This window comes from Blautia liquoris, assembly GCF_015159595.1.
GTDB classification, from domain to species: domain Bacteria; phylum Bacillota; class Clostridia; order Lachnospirales; family Lachnospiraceae; genus Novisyntrophococcus; species Novisyntrophococcus liquoris.
Window position 1 is genome coordinate 1,016,075 of record NZ_CP063304.1, and the last position, 20,952, is coordinate 1,037,026.

Consider the following 20,952-nt stretch of genomic DNA (forward strand, 5'->3'; position numbering starts at 1 on the left):
TTTAAAAATCCTCCTTAAAAGATGTTTTTGTAGTGTCCCGGACTACGATATCAGCAGATATTACGGTTTTATCCGGAGCGTTTTTTCCATTCAGCAGGTTCATAAGCAGGGATACAGATGTGCTGCAAAGATATTCCAGACGGTTGTCAATGCTGGTGAGCTCAGGGTCACAGCATTCGGCGAGCATAGAATTATTATAGCCAACGACAGATAAATCATCCGGAATTCTTAAACGAGCCTTTTTTGCAAATTTGATTGCGCCGATGGCAAGTTCATCGTCAGCTGCGAGTACGGCATCAAAAGGCAGGCTCTTATGAAGATTTAAGAGACAGTCTCTTGCCTCAGTCACAGTTCCGGAGGACATCACAATCTGATCCTCTAAGACAGGCCGTCCTGTCAGTTCAAGAGCTTTGATAAAACCTTCTTTTTTCTTAAGTCCACTTAATGTATCTGCCCGATAGAGAAAAACAGGAAGTTCGCAGCCACTTCTGATCAGGCGGATGGCGGCATTACTGACAGCCTCTGTGTCATCACAGAGAGAACTATAGATGTTCTCTCCCTTTAAGGAACCATTTAAGATCACGACGGGCATCTGTGAGGCCGCTCGATGAAGATATTCGTTCTTCCCTGTGGTTTGCTCGATAAAGCTGGATCCGATCAGCACGAGGGCATCCACATGTCTTGCGAGAAGCATCTCGAGACATTTCTTTTTCTGTGCCTGCTCATATCCTGTGCAGCAAAGCAGTGACTCGTAGTTGTGAGCACGCAGTTTCTGCTCCAGATAAGAGATTGCACTTCCAAGATAGGGATCTGAGGTGTCTGCGCATAATAAGCCTACGGTCTGCATTGTGTTGAGTGTGAGTCCACGTGCGAAAGCGTTCGGCTGATAGCCTTCTTCTCTCATGACAGATAATACCCGCTGTCGTGTCTTGTCACTGACGTTTTTGCTGTTATTTAATACCCTGGATACCGTTGCGATAGACACACCGGCCTTCTGGGAAATATCGTAAATGTTCATATGAATTCCCCTTAGCTTGTTAAAACTTAGTATTCTTGTTGCACTGCTGAAAGTTCATGAGAAAGGATACTGGGAATGTAAGCACTTACATCCTTGCATTCTTACTTCTTCCATCATTATAAGCGTGATAATTGGAAAAATCAACTTAATTTTAAAAACTTTACAAAATAATATTGACATTTTGCCAAAAATGGTGTACTTATTATTGTAAGCCCTTACATAACAGGGTTTGGCAGAAGAAGAGAAGACAGCCAAAAAGTGGGCGGCTTCGAATATAGAGTAGCTAAGGAGTGTATAAAATGGAGGAAAGACGATTGGAATATCTGAAGATTAATCCTGACGATATGACTGCCGTGGCACTAGTTCCCCTAAGTGCCGGCAAAAAGTGTGTCATCGATGGCAGAGAGATCACTTTGAGGGAAGATATTATGCAGGGACACAAGTTTGCCCTTACAGATATCAAAGCCGGAGAAAAAGTGATCAAATATGGCAGTCCGATTGGAATTGCAAAAGAAGATATCAAAGAAGGGCAGTGGATCCACACACATAATCTGAAGACGGGACTCGGAGATCTTTTGGAATATACCTACCACAAAGTGCCGACGGATATTGAGCCCACCAAAGATGTCAAATTTATGGGGTATCAAAGAGCGAATGGCAAAGTAGGTGTCCGCAATGAGATCTGGATCATTCCGACCGTCGGATGTGTGAACAATGTAGCACAGGCGATTGAACGCCAGGCTCAGCAGTATGTCTCAGGTTCTGTCGAGGCAATCTGTGCATTTCCACATCCATACGGATGCTCACAGATGGGAGATGATCAGGAGTATACTCGTACCATTCTGGGCGATCTGATTCTTCATCCGAATGCCGGAGGGGTTCTGGTACTCGGTCTTGGATGTGAAAACAGCAATATCGGCGTGATGAAGGATTATATCGGCGATTATGATGATAAGCGAATTCGTTTCCTTTCCGCTCAGGATACAGAGGATGAGATCGCGTCCGCGCTTGAGATAATAAAAGAATTGGCGGATATTGCAAAAGAAGACAAACGTGAGCCGATCAGTGCGAGCGAACTGATTATCGGATTAAAGTGCGGCGGCTCCGACGGATTGTCCGGAATCACAGCGAATCCTACGGTAGGGAAATTCTCGGATATTATAGTTTCAAAAGGTGGTACAACTATGCTGACAGAGGTTCCGGAGATGTTTGGCGCAGAGACACTTTTGATGAACCGTTGTGCAAATGAAGAAATCTTTCACGAAACCGTTGATCTGATCAACGATTTTAAGAACTATTTCAAGAGTCACAATCAGACTATATATGAAAATCCGTCACCGGGAAATAAAAAAGGTGGTATTTCCACTTTGGAAGATAAATCTTTAGGCTGTGTGCAAAAGAGTGGAAGCGCCGCTGTCCAGGGAGTTCTCTCTTATGGAGAGGTTGTCCGAAAAAAAGGTCTCAATCTCCTAAGTGCACCTGGCAATGACCTGGTAGCAGCCACAGCACTGGCGGCAAGTGGGGCTCAGATTGTATTATTCACAACCGGACGCGGTACTCCCTTTGCATCACCGGTTCCTACAATCAAGATCGCCACGAACACACCGATGGCTGAGAAAAAAAAGAACTGGATCGACTTCAGCTGCGGAAGAATCGTGCAGGATGAGACGATTGATGAGACTGCTGATAAGTTGTTTGACTATGTGATCAAAGTAGCATCCGGCGAACCGGTGAAATCCGAGCAGAATGGTTTCCATGACATGGCAATATTTAAACGGGGCGTAACCCTGTAAAAACCTAATCGGGTTGCCTTCTCATGTTTGTTCGGGTCCCAAGGTCATGTTTTTTCATGCAAGCATGAAACGCAGGACCTTTTGACCCTACAATTATTAACACTAATTAACGTTAAATAAGTGAGGTAAAAATAATGAAGAAATTGTGTTACAAAACATTAAAAGAGCAGGGGTATGATGGATATTTATTAGAGGATGCACCAGAGAGAGTCCTCCAGTTTGGAGAGGGAAACTTCCTCCGTGCATTTGTCGACTACTGGTTTGATCTTCTCAACGAACGTGTCGGCTTTAACGGAAAAGTAGTACTCTGTCAGCCAATCGGATCCGGAATGGCTGACATGATCAACGAACAGGAAGGCCTTTATACACTGTTTTTGCGCGGGTTCGAGGATGGGAAAAAGGTAAATGACAAGCGTGTAATTTCCAGTGTCAGCCGATGCCTGAATCCATATGAAAATTATCAGGCAGTTTTGGACTGTGCAAAGAATCCAGACCTGAGATATATCACCTGCAACACAACAGAGGCGGGAATCGTATACGATCCCTCCTGTAAATTCGAAGATGTACCGGCATCCAGCTATCCGGGAAAGCTGACACAGTTCTTATACGAACGTTTCAAAAACTTCGGAACAGAAAAAGGAAAGGGATTTGTCATTCTTTCCTGTGAGCTGATTGATGATAACGGAAAAGAACTGGAAAAATGCGTGCTTTCGTATATCGACCAGTGGGATCTGGGAGACGAATTCAAAACATGGGTGAAGGAAGAAAATATTTTCTGCTCTACACTTGTTGACCGTATTGTTACAGGTTATCCGAGGAATGAAGCAAAACAGATTTGTGAAGAATTAGGATATGAAGATAATTTAATTGATACCGGTGAAGTATTCGGATTCTGGGTAATTGAAGGACCAGATAGTCTCAAAGAAGAGCTTCCATTTGAAAAGGCAGGCCTTCCAGTCATCATCTGTAAGGATCACAAACCATACAAACAGAGAAAGGTACGTATTTTAAACGGTGCCCATACTTCCTTCGTTCTGGGTGCGTATCTTGCAGGACAGGATATTGTCAGGGACTGCATGAATGATGATGTGATCAGCGGGTTTATGAATAAGACCATCTACGATGAGATTATCCCGACACTGACTCTGCCGGAAGAGGAACTCAAAGAATTCGCCGCCGCAGTCAAAGAACGCTTTAACAATCCATTTGTAGATCATGCGCTTTTGGCAATCTCTTTGAATTCTACTTCAAAGTGGAAAGCAAGAGTTATGCCATCCTTAAAGGGATATGTCGACAAATTCGGAAAGATTCCAACATGCATCTCTGCCTCACTTGCATTTTACATTCAGTTCTACACAGGGAAACGTCTGGAGGAAAATGCGCTGATCGGTGTGCGCAAAGACAACGAATATGAAATCAAAGATGACCGTTATGTACTGGAATTCTTCGACGCACATAAAGATGACAGTGCAGCCGATATCGCAAAGGCAGTTCTGTCGAACACAGATTTCTGGGGCGAGGATCTGACACAGATCACAGGGCTTCTCGATGATGTGACGAAAGACCTCATAACAGCAAGAGAAAAGGGCACCTATGAGGTTATGAAAGAATGTTTGTAAGATTGTGAGAGCTCATAGAGCGTAACAATCTGTGTATAGCAAAACTACTAATCACACCTGTAATATAGAAAGCAAATGCCATCGATATATGACATTTGCTTTCTAACTATATGGATGATTTCGTGTATGAAAGGGGATTTACATGAGATATCAGAGTTATAAATTTCAAGTACCGGAAGAAAAAATTGTCCGATTGATTACGGATACTGACGCAAAGAATGAAGCAGATGATGACTTTGCTATAGTTCAGGCTCTGCTAAGCCCTAAAATTGAAAATGTAGGATTAATTGGAGCTCATTATGGGACTCGCGATCCAAATGGAATGGAAAAAAGTGTAGCTGAATTAGAAACAGTCGTTGATAAGATGGGTTTTACAGGGAGTATACCGATTTTACATGGAGCATCTCATGCCATGGACAACAGGACTGCGTCTGTGGAAAGTGAAGGCGCCCATTTCATTATACAAGAGGCTATGAGAGATGATGAGAGACCTTTGTACGCAATCTTCTTGGGCCCACTCACGGATCTTGCAAGTGCCTACTTAATGGAACCTAGAATTGCAAAGCGAATGACGGTTATCTGGATTGGCGGCGGAGCATATCCGAACGGAGGGGACGAATTCAATCTTGGCAATGATATTAGTGCCGCTAATATTGTTTTGTCTTCTGAGATCGAACTTTGGCAGGTGCCTAAGAATGTTTATGAGATGATGCCGGTATCTTTTGCAGAATTAGAATATAGAGTCCGTCCCTGTGGAAAAATCGGAAGGTACCTATGTGAACAACTGATGGAACACGCAATGACGGAACAACCAAAAAAGAGTTCATTCAGAAGTGGAGAAAGTTGGGTTTTAGGAGATTCTCCGGCTGTAGGGCTAATTATATATGAGGATCGTTTTTCTTTTCAATGGGTGCAGGCTCCGACGATTGGAACAGATATGAACTATATTCATACCAATCGGTATCGTCCGATTCGTGTATATGAAAAAATTGATTCCAGATTGATATTAGAAGATTTATACTCGAAGCTTGCTTTATTTTCAAGGTTGAAAGAGCATGATTTATAAAAAAGACGAACTGAGACTGGAAACTGATTTTCCCTATGCTATGTTTACCACTGACTCTCGTCAGATGTATTTACACTCCCATGATTTTCTGGAAATCAATTCTGTACAAAAGGGTGCAGGATATTATTTGATCGAAGAAAAGGAGTATGAGATTCAAACGGGAGATATTTATGTTATAAACAACAGAGAACGGCACATGGCAGTACATGATGGGACGCTTCTGCTTGATGTCTTCGTTTTCGATCCTTCTTTATTGTGGGACAGACATCAGGGATACCAATTTGTCGAACCCTTCTTTTCCGGAAATTTCGGAAATGGAAATTGTATCAGAAATTCTGATGAGGGGTATTGTGATTTGCATGGTATTCTGAATCAGATGAAGGACGAATATATGCAAAAAAAGGACGGATGGCAGCTTTTTATTAGTTCGTGGATACGGTTGTTCATGGCAGATTTATACCGCTTGAATCTACACAATTATTCTCGCGGCGCGGATAAATCTTTTCGAAATAAAACCTATACGAGGCTTCAACCGGTTATTGACTATCTACATGAAAACTATCTTGAGCAATTGAACCTTGATGAACTGGCAGAAGTGGCAATGATGAATAAAAGTTACCTCTGTACGTGCTTTAAGGACTTTTTCCATCTCAGAATTTTTGAATATATTGATCAATTACGAACAGATTATGCATGCCTGCTGCTGACAACAACACAGATGTCTGTCACAGAGGTGGCAATGGAGACTGGCTTTAACAGTGTTTCGTATTTTAATCGCGTGTTTAAAAAAACTATGGGTTGTGCACCGGGAGAGTATCGAAAGAAATATAGTAAGTAGTACCCAAATATCGTGCAAAAATACAAAGATATATTACAAGTATATTTTTTCCTGTCTTGGTATAGTAAAGGTAAATAATGTACAGGAGGAATATTTTGATGGAGTATAAGAAAGACTGGGAAGCTACGAAACAAAGATTTGAAGATTACTGGAAAGGTGAAAATACCGGAAGACCTATTATGAGGGTTACGGGTGTTAAAGAAGGGAATTATCCTTTCCATTTACCGGCTGATATCAAATCAAAGAGTTTAGAAGAGAAATATTATGATCCGGATAGTATTGTGAGAAGATACCGATATTATTGTGAAACGCATGAATTTCTTGGCGAGAGTTTTCCTAATCTAAATGCTGATTTTGGCCCTGGTTCTCTGGCAGCATATTTAGGCAGTGAAATTGAACTAAGAGATAATACTGTCTGGTTTCAGGATTGTGTGGATGACTGGTCAGCCTTACCTGAGTTGAAGTTTGATCCGGAAAACAAGTGGTTTAAAAAGCATATTTCGCTTTTTGATCAGTGTAAAAAGTTAATCAAGGATGATTTTCCGATAGCTATTCCGGATCTTATGGAGAATGTAGATGTACTTGCATCCCTGAGGGGGGCCATGAATCTTCTCTACGATATGATTGAAGATGAGGATGAAATAGTAAAAAGAGTACAGGAAGTAACGAATTGTTACCAACAGTATTACGATGCCTTTTATCAGTATGCGCAATATGATGAAGGAAGCGCTTATACAGTATTTCAAATTTTTGGAAGCGGAAAAACTCAAAAATTACAATGCGATTTTTCCGCACTGCTGTCACCTGATTATTTTGATACCTTTGTTTTAGATTCACTAAAACAAGCAACAATTCCGCTGGATCATGTATTATATCATCTTGATGGTCCTGATGCAATTAAACATATGGATTCGATCATGCAGGTGGATGGAATTGACGCCTTACAGTGGACTAGTGGGGATCATGGGCCGGATGGAACACTAAAAGACTGGGATGTGATCTATGATAAAGCCAGGGCCGCCGGAAAGCAGCTGTGGATCAAAGTCTATTCAGGGGATATTGATGACTGGATTCGCAATACAGAGCGAATTGTAAAAAAATATGGTTCGAAAGGATTATTTCTTTATTTTGATGATATGCCTATCGATCAGGCTCATGTGCTGATGGACTACGCGGAAAAAAATTGGAGCGATGTACAAGGTACCTTCTAGTTAAACCCTTAGTTTTCACAGGAGACTTCAATCGAAGAAAGAATGTGTCTGGGCACATTCTTTCTTCGATTTATTTTATTTTAAGTTTTCTATTTTATACTCTCTTCGATATGTATTAGGTGACAGACCAAATTTTGCTTTGAATTTTCTGTTAAAGTAAGTTTGGCTCGAAAAACCTGATTTGTTGACAATGTCTTTTAATTTCTCATCAGAGTTTTTTATGAGATCTGCAGCATATTTCAGTCGTTCTTCATTGAGATAATCATTAAAATAATATCCTGTTTGTTGGTGAAAGATACTTCCTAAATAGGAAGAGTTCATGTTCATGCGGGCTGCCAGAGATTTCAACGAAATATCCTTGTCGGAAAAATCGTGGACAGCTGTAATCACAGCATCTACACATGGGAATGACAGATTCTGGTGATTCTCTCTTGTGCGAATAATCTTATAACAGATATCTATAAATGATGCAATGATTTCAAGATAATCCTCGACACTGCCGAAATTAAATTTCATACTTCTAAGTAAATTTACTATCTCAGGTTCAGTCTGTTTCGGTGAGTTTGTTTTGGCAGTACCCCAATAGAGAATCTCCAACAGCATAGAATAATAATGGCCGGTGTTGTTTTCCCAGAAAAGTCGGGATATTTGTTCCAGATAATCCTCTTTCGAAATTGACGTAAATTCCTGTTCGATGACGTTAATCGTTGAAGGTGCAAGCTTATGTGCATAACAGATGATACTGGTTAAGGCTGTGTCCTTCAAATATAGGAACTTACTGGCGTTTCTGAAGCTGAGAGTCACATCTTCATAATTATCAACTGTATTACCCACAGAAGTAAAGAACGGAAAATCAAAGATAATTCTTGCCTTATTTATCTTTTCTACGAATTTATTAATGGTATCAGAATCCTTATTGCTGCTGATAACACAGACTAGGCAGGAAGGAGTCTCAAAATAAAAATGTGCAACATAAGTCTTGATAATCAGTTTGAGCATAAAATCGAAAAGCATGGACATCTTTTCATTGCCGCTCGACAAGTTAGTCGGAACAGTAAAAATAATAACTGTATAGTTATCCAGGTAGAGATTGACTCCCAACATTTGAGCTCGTGTTATAAAATCATCTTCATCAAGAGTACCCTTAACCCATTCCTCTATAAAGTTACTTCGAAATGTAAGCATACTAGAACCATAGGTATCTGATAATGCTGTCCTCTCTTTCATATGCGATACTATCTGACTTAGTGATTCTGCAAGTTCATTTTGATCAAGAGGTTTTAATAAATAGTTTTCAGCGCCATTACGCATAGCCGAACGTACATATTCAAAATTATCATATGCAGACAATACCAAAATAGACAGTACAGGATTACTTTCATGCGCCTTTTTAATTAATTCTATGCCATCCATCTGCGGCATCGAAATATCAGTTATTAGTATATCAACGGAATGTTTTTCTATATAATCCAGAGCATCAAATGGATCAGTGGCAGACTTGACGAGTTCACAGTTAAAACCAGACCAGTCTATAACTGCTCTAAATCCCTCAATAACAAATGCTTCATCATCGACAACAACAACTCGATACATAAATTATTCCCCAATCTTAGTTTTCATGGACAAATACCCTAATCGGGCACTTACATAACTTTTTGACCTGACATTACTTATATGATGTTGGGGTCAAAAGTAATTTGACCCCTATGATACACGGATTACTCCGCACTTTGTGCTCACGTAATCCTACCAACATTCGAAATACACCCTAATCGGGTTGCTTTCTCATGTTTGTTCGGGTCCCAAGGTCATGCTTTTTCATGCAAGCATGAAACGCAGGACCTTTTGACCCTGGTATCACTTATATTATAGGATAGATTTACTAAAGTCAAGTTTAAGAATATGGAATTTGTTCAAAAATATTGAATGTTTACTATATTACAAAAGCATTATCACCGTTATACTAGTTATATGGAATATGAAGGTTGGAGGAATTGATAATGAAAGCTAAGCAATATCACGCAGAAAAACCGCGGACATCAATTAAGAAACAGCTTCATGAATATCGTGGAGTTTATCTTTTGGGGTTACCTGGAATCGTTATTTTGTTTTTATTTTCGTACATGCCTATGAGAGGACTGCTGATGGCATTTCAGGATTACAATCCTCATATCGGGATACTTGGAAGCCAATGGGTGGGATTAACACATTTCAAAAACTTATTTCAAGATCCAAAGTTCTATAAAATGTTAAGGAACACTCTGGTGATCAGCGGGCTAAACTTATTGACCTTTCCTGTGCCCATTTTTTTGGCCATGATTATTAACGAGGTTCGCAATGCAAAATTCAAGAAATTTGTACAGACCTCAATTTATTTACCACATTTTCTGTCTTGGGCAATTGTGGCAAGTCTGACATTCTTTCTGCTGTCGACCGAGCAGGGAGTTGTAAACAAAATATCCATGATGATGGGAAATGAACCAACGGCCTATCTTTTCAGCGACAAATGGATTTATTTAATCATTGTAATTCAGTCATTGTGGAAGAGCGTAGGGTGGAATTCAATTGTGTATCTTGCCGCTATTTCCGGAATAGATCAAAGTTTATATGAAGCAGCAAGGATGGACGGAGCCGGCCGCTTTCAGTGTATGATGAAAATCACGTTACCGAGTATTATGCCTACGGTGATGGTTATGTTGATTTTGCGAATGGGCTCTATTATATCCGTAGATTTCGAACAGGTCTTCCTCATGAACAATGCTATGGTGAAATCACGTCTGGAAGTATTCGAGACTTATATTTTTAACAATAGTATAGCGACTGGAAGCACACAGTATTCTTACACTACTGCAATTGGAATGTTTAAATCGGTGGTTAACACCATTTTGGTAGTTTTTACAAACTGGATTACAAACCGAAAAGGATATGAGGGGATTGTATGAGGGCCAAAGTAAGAGGAGGAATAATATAATGACATATGAAATGAGTGTCAGTCAAAAAAAGAATCAAAAAAGCAGAAACAAACTAGGTATGAGGATCAGAGAAAACATATATCAGGCAATCTTATGGATTTTACTATTGATATTAGCAGGCTGTATGATTCTTCCGTTTTTGTACGTTTTGGTCCTCTCATTTACAGATCCCAGTGTTTATGTTGCAGGAAAATTTACGCTGTGGCCTAAAAAATGGTCTTTAGAGGCTTATAAATTGATTTTGAGCGGAACAGGATTTATTAATTCTTTGAAGTCGACGGTTATCATTACAGCTAGCGGAACTCCACTCAATGTTTTAGTAAATGCTGGTCTGGCATACCTGCTTTCAAAACCGATACCTGGGAAAAAGTTCTTAAATAGATATGTAATGTTGACTATGCTCTTTACAGCTGGTATGGTACCTAATTTTATGAATATAAAGTTGTTAGGTTTAATTGATAACTATCTGGCCTGTATCTTGCCATCTGTATGTGGCGCGTGGACCATCATGGTTATGCGATCCTTTTTTCAGTCACTGCCGATTGAGTTGGAAGAAGCGGCAAAAATTGATGGATGTGGACAGGTGGGTATTTTTGGGAAAATTATTTTACCCCTTTCAAAGGCCATGATGGCGACTATGACGCTCTTTGCTTTTGTCAGTTACTGGAATACATACTTTAATTCGATCATGTACATGACATCCACGAGCAAGTCGACTCTTCAGGTATATGTGCAAAAAGTGGTGTTGTCTTCGAATATTTCGGATGTCGTTGATGTCGAAGTCGCAGTCGCAAATGCGATTCCGCAGGAAATCATGCGTATGGCTGCAGTCGTGATAGTTGTTCTTCCTGTCCTGATCATCTATCCTTTTTTACAGAAATATTTTCAGGCAGGGATGATGGTTGGTGCGGTAAAAGGATAACCGCGTCCAGAATTTAACATTAGAAGTAAAATTGTATCAGCTTCTGATTGTTGAATATATAAATTTTTAGGAGGAGTATGTTTTATGGATGCAAGTATGAAAAAACATGTTGCAATGGGTGTGATCTCACTTATGATTGCCGGGTCAGTTATGGGATGTGGGAAAAAGGATGATAAATCATCTGCCGCAGCCAGCTCAAAAACGGAAACAGAGAAATCCGAGAACAAAGGTTCAAAGGAAAAAGGAAGCGATTCATCTACAATCTCAGTCATGGGCATAGATTGGGGATATGGTCCGGTACAGAACAGCGAAATGGAAAAATACTGGGAGGATCTCCTTGGCGTGAATCTTGATATTGAATGGATTAACTATGAAGATTATGACCAAAAGGTTAATACCTTGATTTCTTCGGGGAGCATACCAGACGTGATTCAGGTCAGTAAGATGGGGAATGGCTCCTATTATTATCCGATCTTTACTCAGGCAATCGAGGCAGGTGACTTTGTGGATTTAACACCCTATTTGTTTGATGATGGAAAAGGGATTGCCGAGACAAATGCAGTCATGAAAAACTGGGATGATAAAATGTGGGATCAAACAAAGTATAAGGATGGTATTTACATTCTTCCCAGATCGAAAGCTGAGAGCGGACAGAATTCAGGTATTGAAGTACGCAAAGATCTGATGGAAAAATACGGTTTTGAAAAAGAGCCTGCTACAATGGATGAATTGAAAGACTGGCTGATACAGTTATCCAAAGCAGCTTCAGATGGAGAAGGAAAAAAGATATATGCCCTGGAATATTTTGGGGACAAATTCATGGATGACAGAGTCAAGGCATTTGCCACTGCTTTTACCGGACAAAGTGACTGGGCAGTAGATAAGAACGGAGAATTTCAGTATATGCAGTTTAAGGATGAATATATTGACTTCTTAAACTGGATGAAGGCATTATATGATGCCGGTGCAATAGATCCGGAATTCGCTTTGAATAATTCGGATACTTCAAAATGGAAGGCTGGAAATTCCGTAGCGTTATTATCAACATGGTATAATTGGAATCAGTCATCTGACCGTACGAGTAGTAAAATTTTTGATGATAGTACACCAGACGATTACAAAGCGTGGTGCCTGATGCCTGTGAAAGGGCCCAAAGCATATACGGTAAGTCCGAATTATACAGATGTAGACTCTTGTATTGCAATCAGTTCAAAATGCTCGAAAGAAAAGATAGAGAAGATTCTGACGGCTTTTGATGGAACGGAAGAACAGTATCCCGGATATGACAAGGTTATGGCTTTTGGTGTTGAAGGCATTCATTACGTCTTGAAAGATGATGGGACAATTGATACTTCTGAAAACCTGATTAAGGAATCCGGACAGGACGGATACGTTGGAGCGTGGAATCAGATCTTTCTAAAGAAAGATGCAGATATGATTGCAGACAAATTTATGAGAGATGGGGCGAAGAGAGCATCGGATGAGAATATTACCAGAGCAAAAGAAATAAAGGATTTTGTGTATAAAGATCTCGCAGATACTAAAATGAAAAATGAAACACAAAACCTGCAGTCAGATACATATAACAAACAGTGGAGTGTTCTCACCGACGATGTAAATACGATGTGCACTCAGTATGTTATGGGACAGATTGATGAGAAAGAATGGAAATCCTTTGTAAAAGGAATTGTAGATTCTTCGGATTATAAAGCAATACAAAAAGAGTTTAAGGAATCAGCTGAAGAAACAAAGTGATTATTCTCCAAGATCTTCAGGAAGGATTGGAGGTATCATAAAAGATACCCTGAATCCTTCCTTGCTATCACGGGTACCGATATGGAGTCTTGAATCGTTTCCAAATACAAGCTTGAGACGGGTATTGACATTAGACAGTGCAAACCCGTTATCTTCATTCCTGCTTAGGACAGGCTGAGCAAGTTTTTCCTCCAGGAGACGCTGTTCTTCGGCAGAAATAGTGATACCGTTATCTTCGATTTGGAACTCCAGATATTCTTTTCCTTCTATGACAATTGTCTGTATCATGATGGTTAACAGATTGTCATCTCGTTCATGTATGAGACCATGAGAGAAAAAGTTTTCGATTAAAGGCTGAAGGGTATTCTTTGGAATACCATAGATTTTCAGCGAGTTGGATATTATAAATTCGTATTCAAAATTATCATATCGGCACAGGTAGAGATTGATCAGATTTTCACACAGACTCAACTCTTCACCGATTGAAACGTAAAACTTGCGCCGAGTCTGATTTCGATAAAGTTTAGAGAGGAGCAATAGCATTTGTGAAGCAGCTGAATATTTTCCCTGCATAATCTGAACTCGGATCTGTTCAAGTGTGTTGTAAAGAAAATGTGGATTGATGCTTGTCTGCATAGCATATAATTCTGCTTTCTTTTCGGAGATTTCATAAATATATGCCTTCTCAACATTTTGCTGCAGTTCATCACACATTCGATTAAAACTGATGGCAATCTTTGTGAATTCATCGTTACTTTTGGGAACATTTAGTCTATAGTCAAGATTGTTCTTCCCGACTAAAGTCATAGCATTTTGAATAACTCTGGTTTTTTTCTCAGTGTTGCGAATGAAAAACAAATAAATCAGAATGATAGAAAGACAGATGATAACTGCCAGCAATGCCAGTGTTATCTGAATGTAGCTTCTTTTGATTAAATTCGAAGGGACCTTGTATGTGGTATGATATGCATATTTGGGGTTGTAAATTGATGCGTGATAGTATTTGCTGTTCTCCTTTTCCGTTGACGGCATATCCATGGGTTTACGGGAAGTATCTGCAGGATAGCTGCCGTCAGAGGAATAGATGATATGATTCTTATCATCCACGATCGAAAATATGCTTCTCTCATCCATATGTGTAATAGTGACAGAGTTTGTAAACTCGGAAGATGAATATAAAATAATCAACTGACCAAAGGAGGTAAGCTGTTCACTGTCATAGTCAAAAATTGTAGCGGATAATCCATAAATATGATCGTCAGGTTTTTCAAAATTATCACTTAATGAAGTTAACTGAGAGTCTGTCAATATCTGTAACTGGTATGGGGCAAAATCAAAAGAATTATGGCTGGAGGATAAGGGAACAATTGTGTCATAATTTATATTATACTGGAACAAATTTCCGTGGTTTGTGCGAAACAGGATTCCCCGGCAGTACTGGTTGTAGCGACAAATTTCCTGAGACATCTGGACAATAGAGTAGTATAAGGCAGAGTTAATCTGCCCATCTTTCTTATAGAAAGAACAAAGGTCATGGTATCTTGTATTGCTCGAAAATACGGGCGCAAGATTATTGGCCAGAGAGTCTATCTTTGATGCAAGAATTGAGGAGAGATTGCTGAGCTCTATCTCATAATCCCTCAGGTAATCGGACTTTTCCTTGTTTTTGATCAGTGAACTACTAAGCGAAAACAGCGATATCGTAATTGTACATACCATGATGATACAAGTCAGAAGCATCTTTGAGTAATAGCTTGAAGTCAGTTTTTTTAGCATGAATATCCCCCTGTTATCAAAAGTATTTGACATGTTCTAAAATGGTACATACAATTGAATTATATCAGCTGAAAAAGATGAATGCAAGATTAACAGGAGAAGGTATGAAAAATATTAGATCGGGTAAGTTGGTGAAGTTAAAAAGCAGTTTTGCTATCCTGACGAGTTTCGCTTTGCTGCTGTCGGGCTGCACTTCAAACGCTAAAAACAAGGATGAGAAAGATCAGGATGTTGTTTTGAGTGCATTTGTTCAACAGTCACTTTCCACAGATTCAGGAATCTGGAAGGGATGGGCAGCACAAAAACTATACAATGATATGAATATTAAAATCGACTTTTATGCCACTGGGGGAAATCAGGTAGAACAGAAGTTGAAACAATATATATCTTCGGGTACCTTGCCGGATATTGTCGGCTTTAAGGCACTGGATCAGGCTCAGTTGGCAATGGATGCGGGACTCTTGCTTCCGTTAGACGATTACAGGGAAAAACTTCCCTCTATCTTTGAGTCCTCTTACTATGAGAAAGCGATTGCCTATTCTAAAGAACATAACAGTGATAAAAGTAAAAAACTGTTTATTATGCCGACCTCAATAGGACCGGTATCGGACAACGCATATAATTGGATGCCTCTGCTTCAATGGGATGCTTATAAAAAAGCGGGCACACCAGATATAGATACGTTGGAAGATTATCTAAGTGTGGTGGAAAAGATGGTAAAAGAGAAACCCAGTAATGAAAGCGGCGAATCGACGTATGGATTTTCATTGTTCTCAGATTGGGATAAATATTCGGCGCTTGAGGTTGCCGCACTTTCTTATTTTTATGGGATTGATACAGAGTACGTGTGTCCGCTGATGGAGACAAACGTTATAACCAGGGAGACACATTCGATATTGAATCAGGACAGCTTTTATAAACGAGCACTCCATTTCTATTTTTCTGCAAATCAAAAGGGACTACTGGATCCTGACTCCAGAACTCAGAGTTTTAGCAATCTTGAAAAGAAATATAGCGATGGAAGAATCATGTTTTCCTGGTTTTCATGGCTGACAGGTAATTATAATGACGCCTCATCAGGTCATGTAAACAACAAAAAAAGCCCGGATGGTTATGCAAACATTCTTGCCAATGATATGAAAATATATGAGGCTCCCGATCAGACAATAGGAAGAAACTGGTATTTTTCTATCAGTAAGAATTGTAAAAACATAGACAAGGCATGCGAATTTTTGAATTGGCTTTACGATCCGCAAGTGGAGCACTTTCTCTATAATGGTCCCAAAGACAGCATATGGGAATATTCGAAAGATGGGGAGCCTTATGTCACCAAAGAGGGGTGGGATGTGATAGAACATAAAACAGAGAAAACAATGCCTGTAGAGGGGGGCGGAGTTTATCAGGACGGAATTTACCCATTTAATGCTATAGCTCTTCAGGCTTCAACTGTGATGGAAGATAATTACACAATCAGTTATCGATATTGGCCTTCCAGCCGCAAACATAATATGACGAATCTTCAAAAGGAGGTAAATGAAAAACTGAACAGTGATACAATCGGCGAGTATCTGTATGATCATGATATGGTTGCAAAATCTACGATGGCAGTGAATATGATTCCAGTTGCCTCGAATGAGATGAAATTAAAGATTGAATCAATCGGGGAAGTTGTACGGAATCTCTCGTGGGAAATGATCTATGCAGAGAATGAAGAAACATTTGAGCAATTGTGGGAAGAGATGGTGGTCAATGGAAAAGAACTTGGAATGGATCAGGTAGAACAATATTATCAAAAGGAGTGGAAAGATTCTTTGAACAAAGTGGAAAAATATGAATGACAGTAGTTTCTTGACAAGTGGATGAGAGTCATTTCGGTATGCATAAGAATGGAGGATAGCGTGAAAAAAGCGACGATATTATTGAACAAGAAAGAAAACAAGAGAATTTCTTTTGGAATTACTCAACTGGAAAATGCATTAGTGAATGCAGGATATTGTGTGGAATTCAAACCGGTGCCTGAAAATCCGGAAAAATATAGAAAGATAGTAGGAGAAAAAATATACATTGGAGTAAACAAAAAGGATCCATTTATTTCCTGGATGGAAGAAAGAGAGATACTTATTTATCATTCCAGAAAGCCCAAAGAAGAAGGTTTATATCTCGAAAGTTGTCCGGGAAAATTAACCCTGGTAGTTGGCGGCAGTGATGTTGGAGCATTATATGGATGCCTGGAATTAAAAGAGAGAATATTACAAGAAGGCATGATCCCAATGGAGTTGGCTTTTTACGATGCGCCGACCTTTAAGCTGCGTGGGCCATGCATTGGTCTGCAAAAAACTAAAATCGAGCCGCCCAGATTAACCTATGAATATCCGGTAACGCCTGAGCGGTTTCCCTGGTTTTATGATCTTGAAATGTGGGAAGAGTTTCTGGATATGATGTTAAAAGAACGTTGTAATGTTTTATATATCTGGAGCGGACATCCTTTTTCTTCCTTTGTAAAAGTTCCTGATTATCCGGAAGCGTTAGAAGTAACAGAGGAGGAGTTTCAGTTAAATAAAAAGATATTTGGATGGCTGACCAAGGAGTGCGATAAAAGAGGTATATGGGTCGTATTAAAGTTTTACAATATTCATATTCCTTATCCGTTTGCACAAAAACACAATTTGGATTTGCTGCAAAGTAATATTAATCCTTTGGTTGCTGATTATACATCCAAATCGATTACTGAATTTATCAAGAGTTATCCGAATATTGGCCTGATGGTCTGCTTAGGTGAAGCATTACGTGGGACTCAAAATAAAACTGATTGGTTTGTAAAAACAATTATTCCGGCCGTGAAGCAGGGAATAAAAGAGGCTGGAATAAAAGAAGAGCCGCCAATTATCTTAAGAGGGCATGACTGTGATCCTATTGGGGCTATGAATGGAGCTAAGGAATTATATTCCAATCTCTATACAATGTGGAAATACAATGGAGAAAGTCTTACTACCTATTTTCCTAAAGGAAATTGGCAAAAGATCCATGAGAGCTTAAGTAGTCTTGGGACAACCCATATTATGAATGTACATATTCTGGCTGATTTGGAACCCTTTCAGTTTAATGCACCATCCTATATTCAGAAATGTGTACAAGCCGGAATGAATCGGCTTGGTGCGAATGGATTGCATCTTTATCCATTGTTCTATTGGGACTGGCCATATTCTCCTGATAAAGTTGAGCCTCGTTTGAAACAAGTGAAACGTGACTGGATGTGGTTTTCCTCCTGGTTTCGTTATGCGTGGAACCCAGACCGTTCAGAAGAGACAGAGAAATTGTATTGGATAGAACAAGTATCAAAGCATTATCATTGTGATCGCAGTGGAGCAAGGCTGCTGTTAGATATCATGGATACCGCAGCAAATTGTGCACCAAAAATTCTTGGCCGCGTAGGTATCACAGAAGGAAACAGGCAAACCTTGAGCTTGGGAATGCTGATGAGTCAGCTTACCAATGTGGTGAAATACCGTCCCAATAAAGAACTTTGGACATCGGTAGCAAGGGTAGGAGAGCAGCCGGATGATTATGTCAAAAACGAGCTTAAAAATGCTGTACATATCGGAGAAACGCCATACGATTTAATCGATGAATTGAATGACCTTCTGGAAAAGGTGGAGAATTCCTGCTTGTTGGCAAGGGAAATCCTTCCGATGGACAATGAAGAAATAAAAAGAATTTTTAATGATATTGAGAGCATTCGTCTTATGACAAGGAACTACATCGCTAAAATAAAAGCAGCCATGTTGATATTGGAATACAAATATACGATGGATGAAAATTGTGCCGGCGATCTTGCACTGTTAGAAGAAGCATCTAAATATCTGGATAAAAGCGTCGAGGAATATAGAAAGCTTGCTGATTTAACAAAAGACACTTACCTATATGCCAATAGTATGCAGACACGTCAAAGGAAAATACCGTTTCCCGACGGTGAAAAATATGGACATTGGGTGCAGTGCCTTCCTTTATATGAGGAAGAAGCAGCGAACTTTCATAAGAACCTAGATAAGTTGAAAAGAGGGATTTATCCAACAGCCAAGTTAAATCTTGTAGATGCAAAACTTCTTCCAAAGGCAAAATTTAATCTGAGGTCATCAAATAGTGAATGCTACATAGTGAGAAAAGGTGAAAGCTTATTTACAGACAGTGAAAGTAAGATTCAGGATATCGCGCCAGAGTTAGACGGACTAACCGGGATTCGTTTTCGTATGGGTGAATCTATAACAAGTGGTGTAACTGTTACAGTGGATCTACAAGAAGACTGCTATGTTCTGATTGGATATTTTAACTCTAAAGGGATTGAGTGGCTTCAGGTTCCGGATTTGGAAACGAATACGCATGCAGATGATCGTGGCGGTCTTGCAGCAGTTTATCAAAATGCGATTAAGGCAGAAGGTTGTGCTTCCGTTAATGTACATGCATTTTTATACGAAAAAGGGATTCATGATATCTATTTGGGCACTGGAGCTTATATCATCGCCGGTATTGTTCCGAAAGAGGCGAAACTAGTTCCAAGAAATGTTGGCTTTGAAAAAGAAAGTTTTCGAACCTTAGATTGGCTGTATAAATAGAGGATATGATTAAGGAGATTTTTGTATGGGAAATAATATGCCTAGGGAAATGACAGGTGCAGAATTAAAATCTATGTTAAAAAGCTCGATTAACTTAAAGAGTTTAGGTGGGGTCAAGAGCCCGGGATTAAAGCTTTCAAAGGAAGATATTCAGTGGTGGAGAGATGCGAAAATTGGAATGTTTGTTCACTGGGGGTTGTATTCAATTCTGGGCAGAGGAGAGTGGGCCTACTTCAATGAACAAATTCCAAAAGAAGAGTATGAGTCGTTAGCTGATGAATTCAATCCGAAAGATTTTAAAATGACAGAGCTGACAGGTCTCGCAAAAGATCTTGGTGCTAAATATATGATAATGGTTACAAAACATCATGATGGGTTTTCCCTTTGGGACAGCCCTTCATGTTATGAAGGATTTACGAGTTATAATACCGCGTCAAAGCGAGATTTTGTAAAAGAATATGTGGATGCATGCAGAGAAGCGGGTCTAAGAGTGGGATTATACTATTCTCCGATGGATTGGCGTTTTCCCGGATATTTTGATCCGGAAGGAAAATCAGAAAATGCCAGGCTTATGAAACAGCAATGCTACGGTCAAGTGGAGGAATTATGCAGCAGATATGGTCCTATTGATATCATGTGGTATGACGGCGCGTGGTTAGCGCATAAGGGAAGTGATACTTCCAGTGCATGGTTTTGGGAACCTGTAAAATTAAATAAAATTGTACGTAAGTATAATCCAAAAACGATGATTAATCCACGTTCCGGATGGGAAGGAGACTTTTATTGTGATGAGGGTTCTCATGAGATGAAAGGAAATATTATTCCTGTTCCCTGGGAAAAAAACATGTGCATATGCAGCGGTTCTTCCTGGGGATGGATGGAGAATGATCCAGTTTCCAGCTTTGAATGGTTAATTAAAATGCTGGTGGATGTAGTATGCAGAGATGGTAATCTCCTTCTCAATGTGGGCCCTGATAAAAACGGAAAGCTATCGAAGGAAGTGACGGATCGAGTCAGAGAGATTGGTGACTGGCTAAGAAAGTATGGAGAAAGCATCTATGGAACAAGGGGCGGACCAATCCAGCCATCAGACAATGTCTATGGGACAACCTATAAAAACGATACAATATATTTACATGTTTTAGATACTCAAAAGTTTATGGATGTAACACTTCCAAGCATTTCGGAAAACATTATAGCATGTACTACTTTTAATGGTGAAAAATGTGAATATAGGCAAAATAAAGAGGGTATTAAGATAAGACTTCCAAAAGAGAGAGAAAATGAGGTAGATACAATCCTTAAGTTAAAGTTAGACAAGGAACATCAACAACCAAAGGAACAGGAGATCTATTTTACTGGAAAGGAATAG

Annotated in this window: 14 protein-coding genes; 11 read left to right on the top strand and 3 right to left on the bottom strand. The window is 39.6% G+C overall.

Annotated features, from left to right (window positions below):
- Position 1 precedes the first annotated feature (1 nt).
- Positions 2 to 1,018, bottom strand: a complete 1,017-nt coding sequence (locus INP51_RS04620; RefSeq protein WP_193736558.1) for a LacI family DNA-binding transcriptional regulator — start codon at positions 1,016 to 1,018, stop codon at positions 2 to 4.
- Positions 1,019 to 1,317: 299 nt separating this feature from the next.
- On the opposite strand from INP51_RS04620, the gene INP51_RS04625 reads away from it, so the two are divergent.
- From INP51_RS04625 to INP51_RS04645, 5 genes are all read left to right on the top strand, one after another.
- Complete coding sequence (locus INP51_RS04625; protein WP_230406879.1) at positions 1,318 to 2,811, top strand: UxaA family hydrolase; 1,494 nt, start codon at positions 1,318 to 1,320, stop codon at positions 2,809 to 2,811.
- Positions 2,812 to 2,945: 134 nt separating this feature from the next.
- Positions 2,946 to 4,430, top strand: coding sequence for a tagaturonate reductase (locus INP51_RS04630; protein WP_193736559.1), 1,485 nt, complete (start codon positions 2,946 to 2,948; stop codon positions 4,428 to 4,430).
- A 142-nt stretch (positions 4,431 to 4,572) separates the two neighbouring features.
- Positions 4,573 to 5,496 carry a nucleoside hydrolase gene (locus tag INP51_RS04635; RefSeq protein ID WP_193736560.1) on the top strand — a complete coding sequence of 308 codons (924 nt, stop codon included), beginning with the start codon at positions 4,573 to 4,575 and terminating at the stop codon, positions 5,494 to 5,496.
- Complete coding sequence (locus INP51_RS04640; RefSeq protein ID WP_193736561.1) at positions 5,486 to 6,334, top strand: AraC family transcriptional regulator; 849 nt, start codon at positions 5,486 to 5,488, stop codon at positions 6,332 to 6,334. The genes INP51_RS04635 and INP51_RS04640 overlap by 11 nt, the downstream gene beginning before the upstream one ends.
- A 98-nt stretch (positions 6,335 to 6,432) precedes the next feature.
- Entirely contained in the window at positions 6,433 to 7,545 is a 1,113-nt protein-coding gene (locus INP51_RS04645) for a trimethylamine corrinoid protein 2 (RefSeq protein WP_193736562.1), read from the top strand.
- A gap of 75 nt (positions 7,546 to 7,620) precedes the next feature.
- On the opposite strand, the gene INP51_RS04650 is transcribed toward INP51_RS04645, so the two are convergent.
- Entirely contained in the window at positions 7,621 to 9,138 is a 1,518-nt protein-coding gene (locus INP51_RS04650) for a response regulator (protein WP_193736563.1), read from the bottom strand.
- Between the two features lie 407 nt (positions 9,139 to 9,545).
- Here INP51_RS04650 and INP51_RS04655 point away from each other — a divergent pair, with 407 nt between their 5' ends.
- The 3 genes from INP51_RS04655 (at position 9,546) to INP51_RS04665 (ending at position 13,194) form a co-directional block, all read left to right on the top strand.
- Positions 9,546 to 10,487, top strand: coding sequence for an ABC transporter permease (locus tag INP51_RS04655; RefSeq protein ID WP_193736564.1), 942 nt, complete (start codon positions 9,546 to 9,548; stop codon positions 10,485 to 10,487).
- Positions 10,488 to 10,515: 28 nt separating this feature from the next.
- On the top strand, positions 10,516 to 11,439 hold the full coding sequence (locus INP51_RS04660) for a carbohydrate ABC transporter permease (protein WP_193736565.1): 924 nt from the start codon (positions 10,516 to 10,518) through the stop codon (positions 11,437 to 11,439).
- 84 nt (positions 11,440 to 11,523) lie between these two features.
- Positions 11,524 to 13,194, top strand: a complete 1,671-nt coding sequence (locus INP51_RS04665) for an extracellular solute-binding protein (protein ID WP_193736566.1) — start codon at positions 11,524 to 11,526, stop codon at positions 13,192 to 13,194.
- On the opposite strand, the gene INP51_RS04670 is transcribed toward INP51_RS04665, so the two are convergent.
- A complete protein-coding gene (locus tag INP51_RS04670; protein ID WP_193736567.1) occupies positions 13,195 to 14,970 on the bottom strand; it encodes a sensor histidine kinase in 1,776 nt (591 codons plus the stop codon). It abuts the gene before it with no gap.
- Between the two features lie 104 nt (positions 14,971 to 15,074).
- Here INP51_RS04670 and INP51_RS04675 point away from each other — a divergent pair, with 104 nt between their 5' ends.
- From INP51_RS04675 to INP51_RS04685, 3 genes are read left to right on the top strand one after another with little or no spacing between them, the layout of a single operon-like run.
- Positions 15,075 to 16,808: an ABC transporter substrate-binding protein gene (locus tag INP51_RS04675; protein WP_193736568.1), complete on the top strand. Its 1,734-nt coding sequence runs from the start codon at positions 15,075 to 15,077 to the stop codon at positions 16,806 to 16,808.
- A 60-nt stretch (positions 16,809 to 16,868) separates the two neighbouring features.
- A complete protein-coding gene (locus INP51_RS04680) occupies positions 16,869 to 19,580 on the top strand; it encodes a hypothetical protein (protein WP_207736896.1) in 2,712 nt (903 codons plus the stop codon).
- A 25-nt stretch (positions 19,581 to 19,605) separates the two neighbouring features.
- Positions 19,606 to 20,952, top strand: a complete 1,347-nt coding sequence (locus INP51_RS04685) for an alpha-L-fucosidase (RefSeq protein ID WP_193736569.1) — start codon at positions 19,606 to 19,608, stop codon at positions 20,950 to 20,952.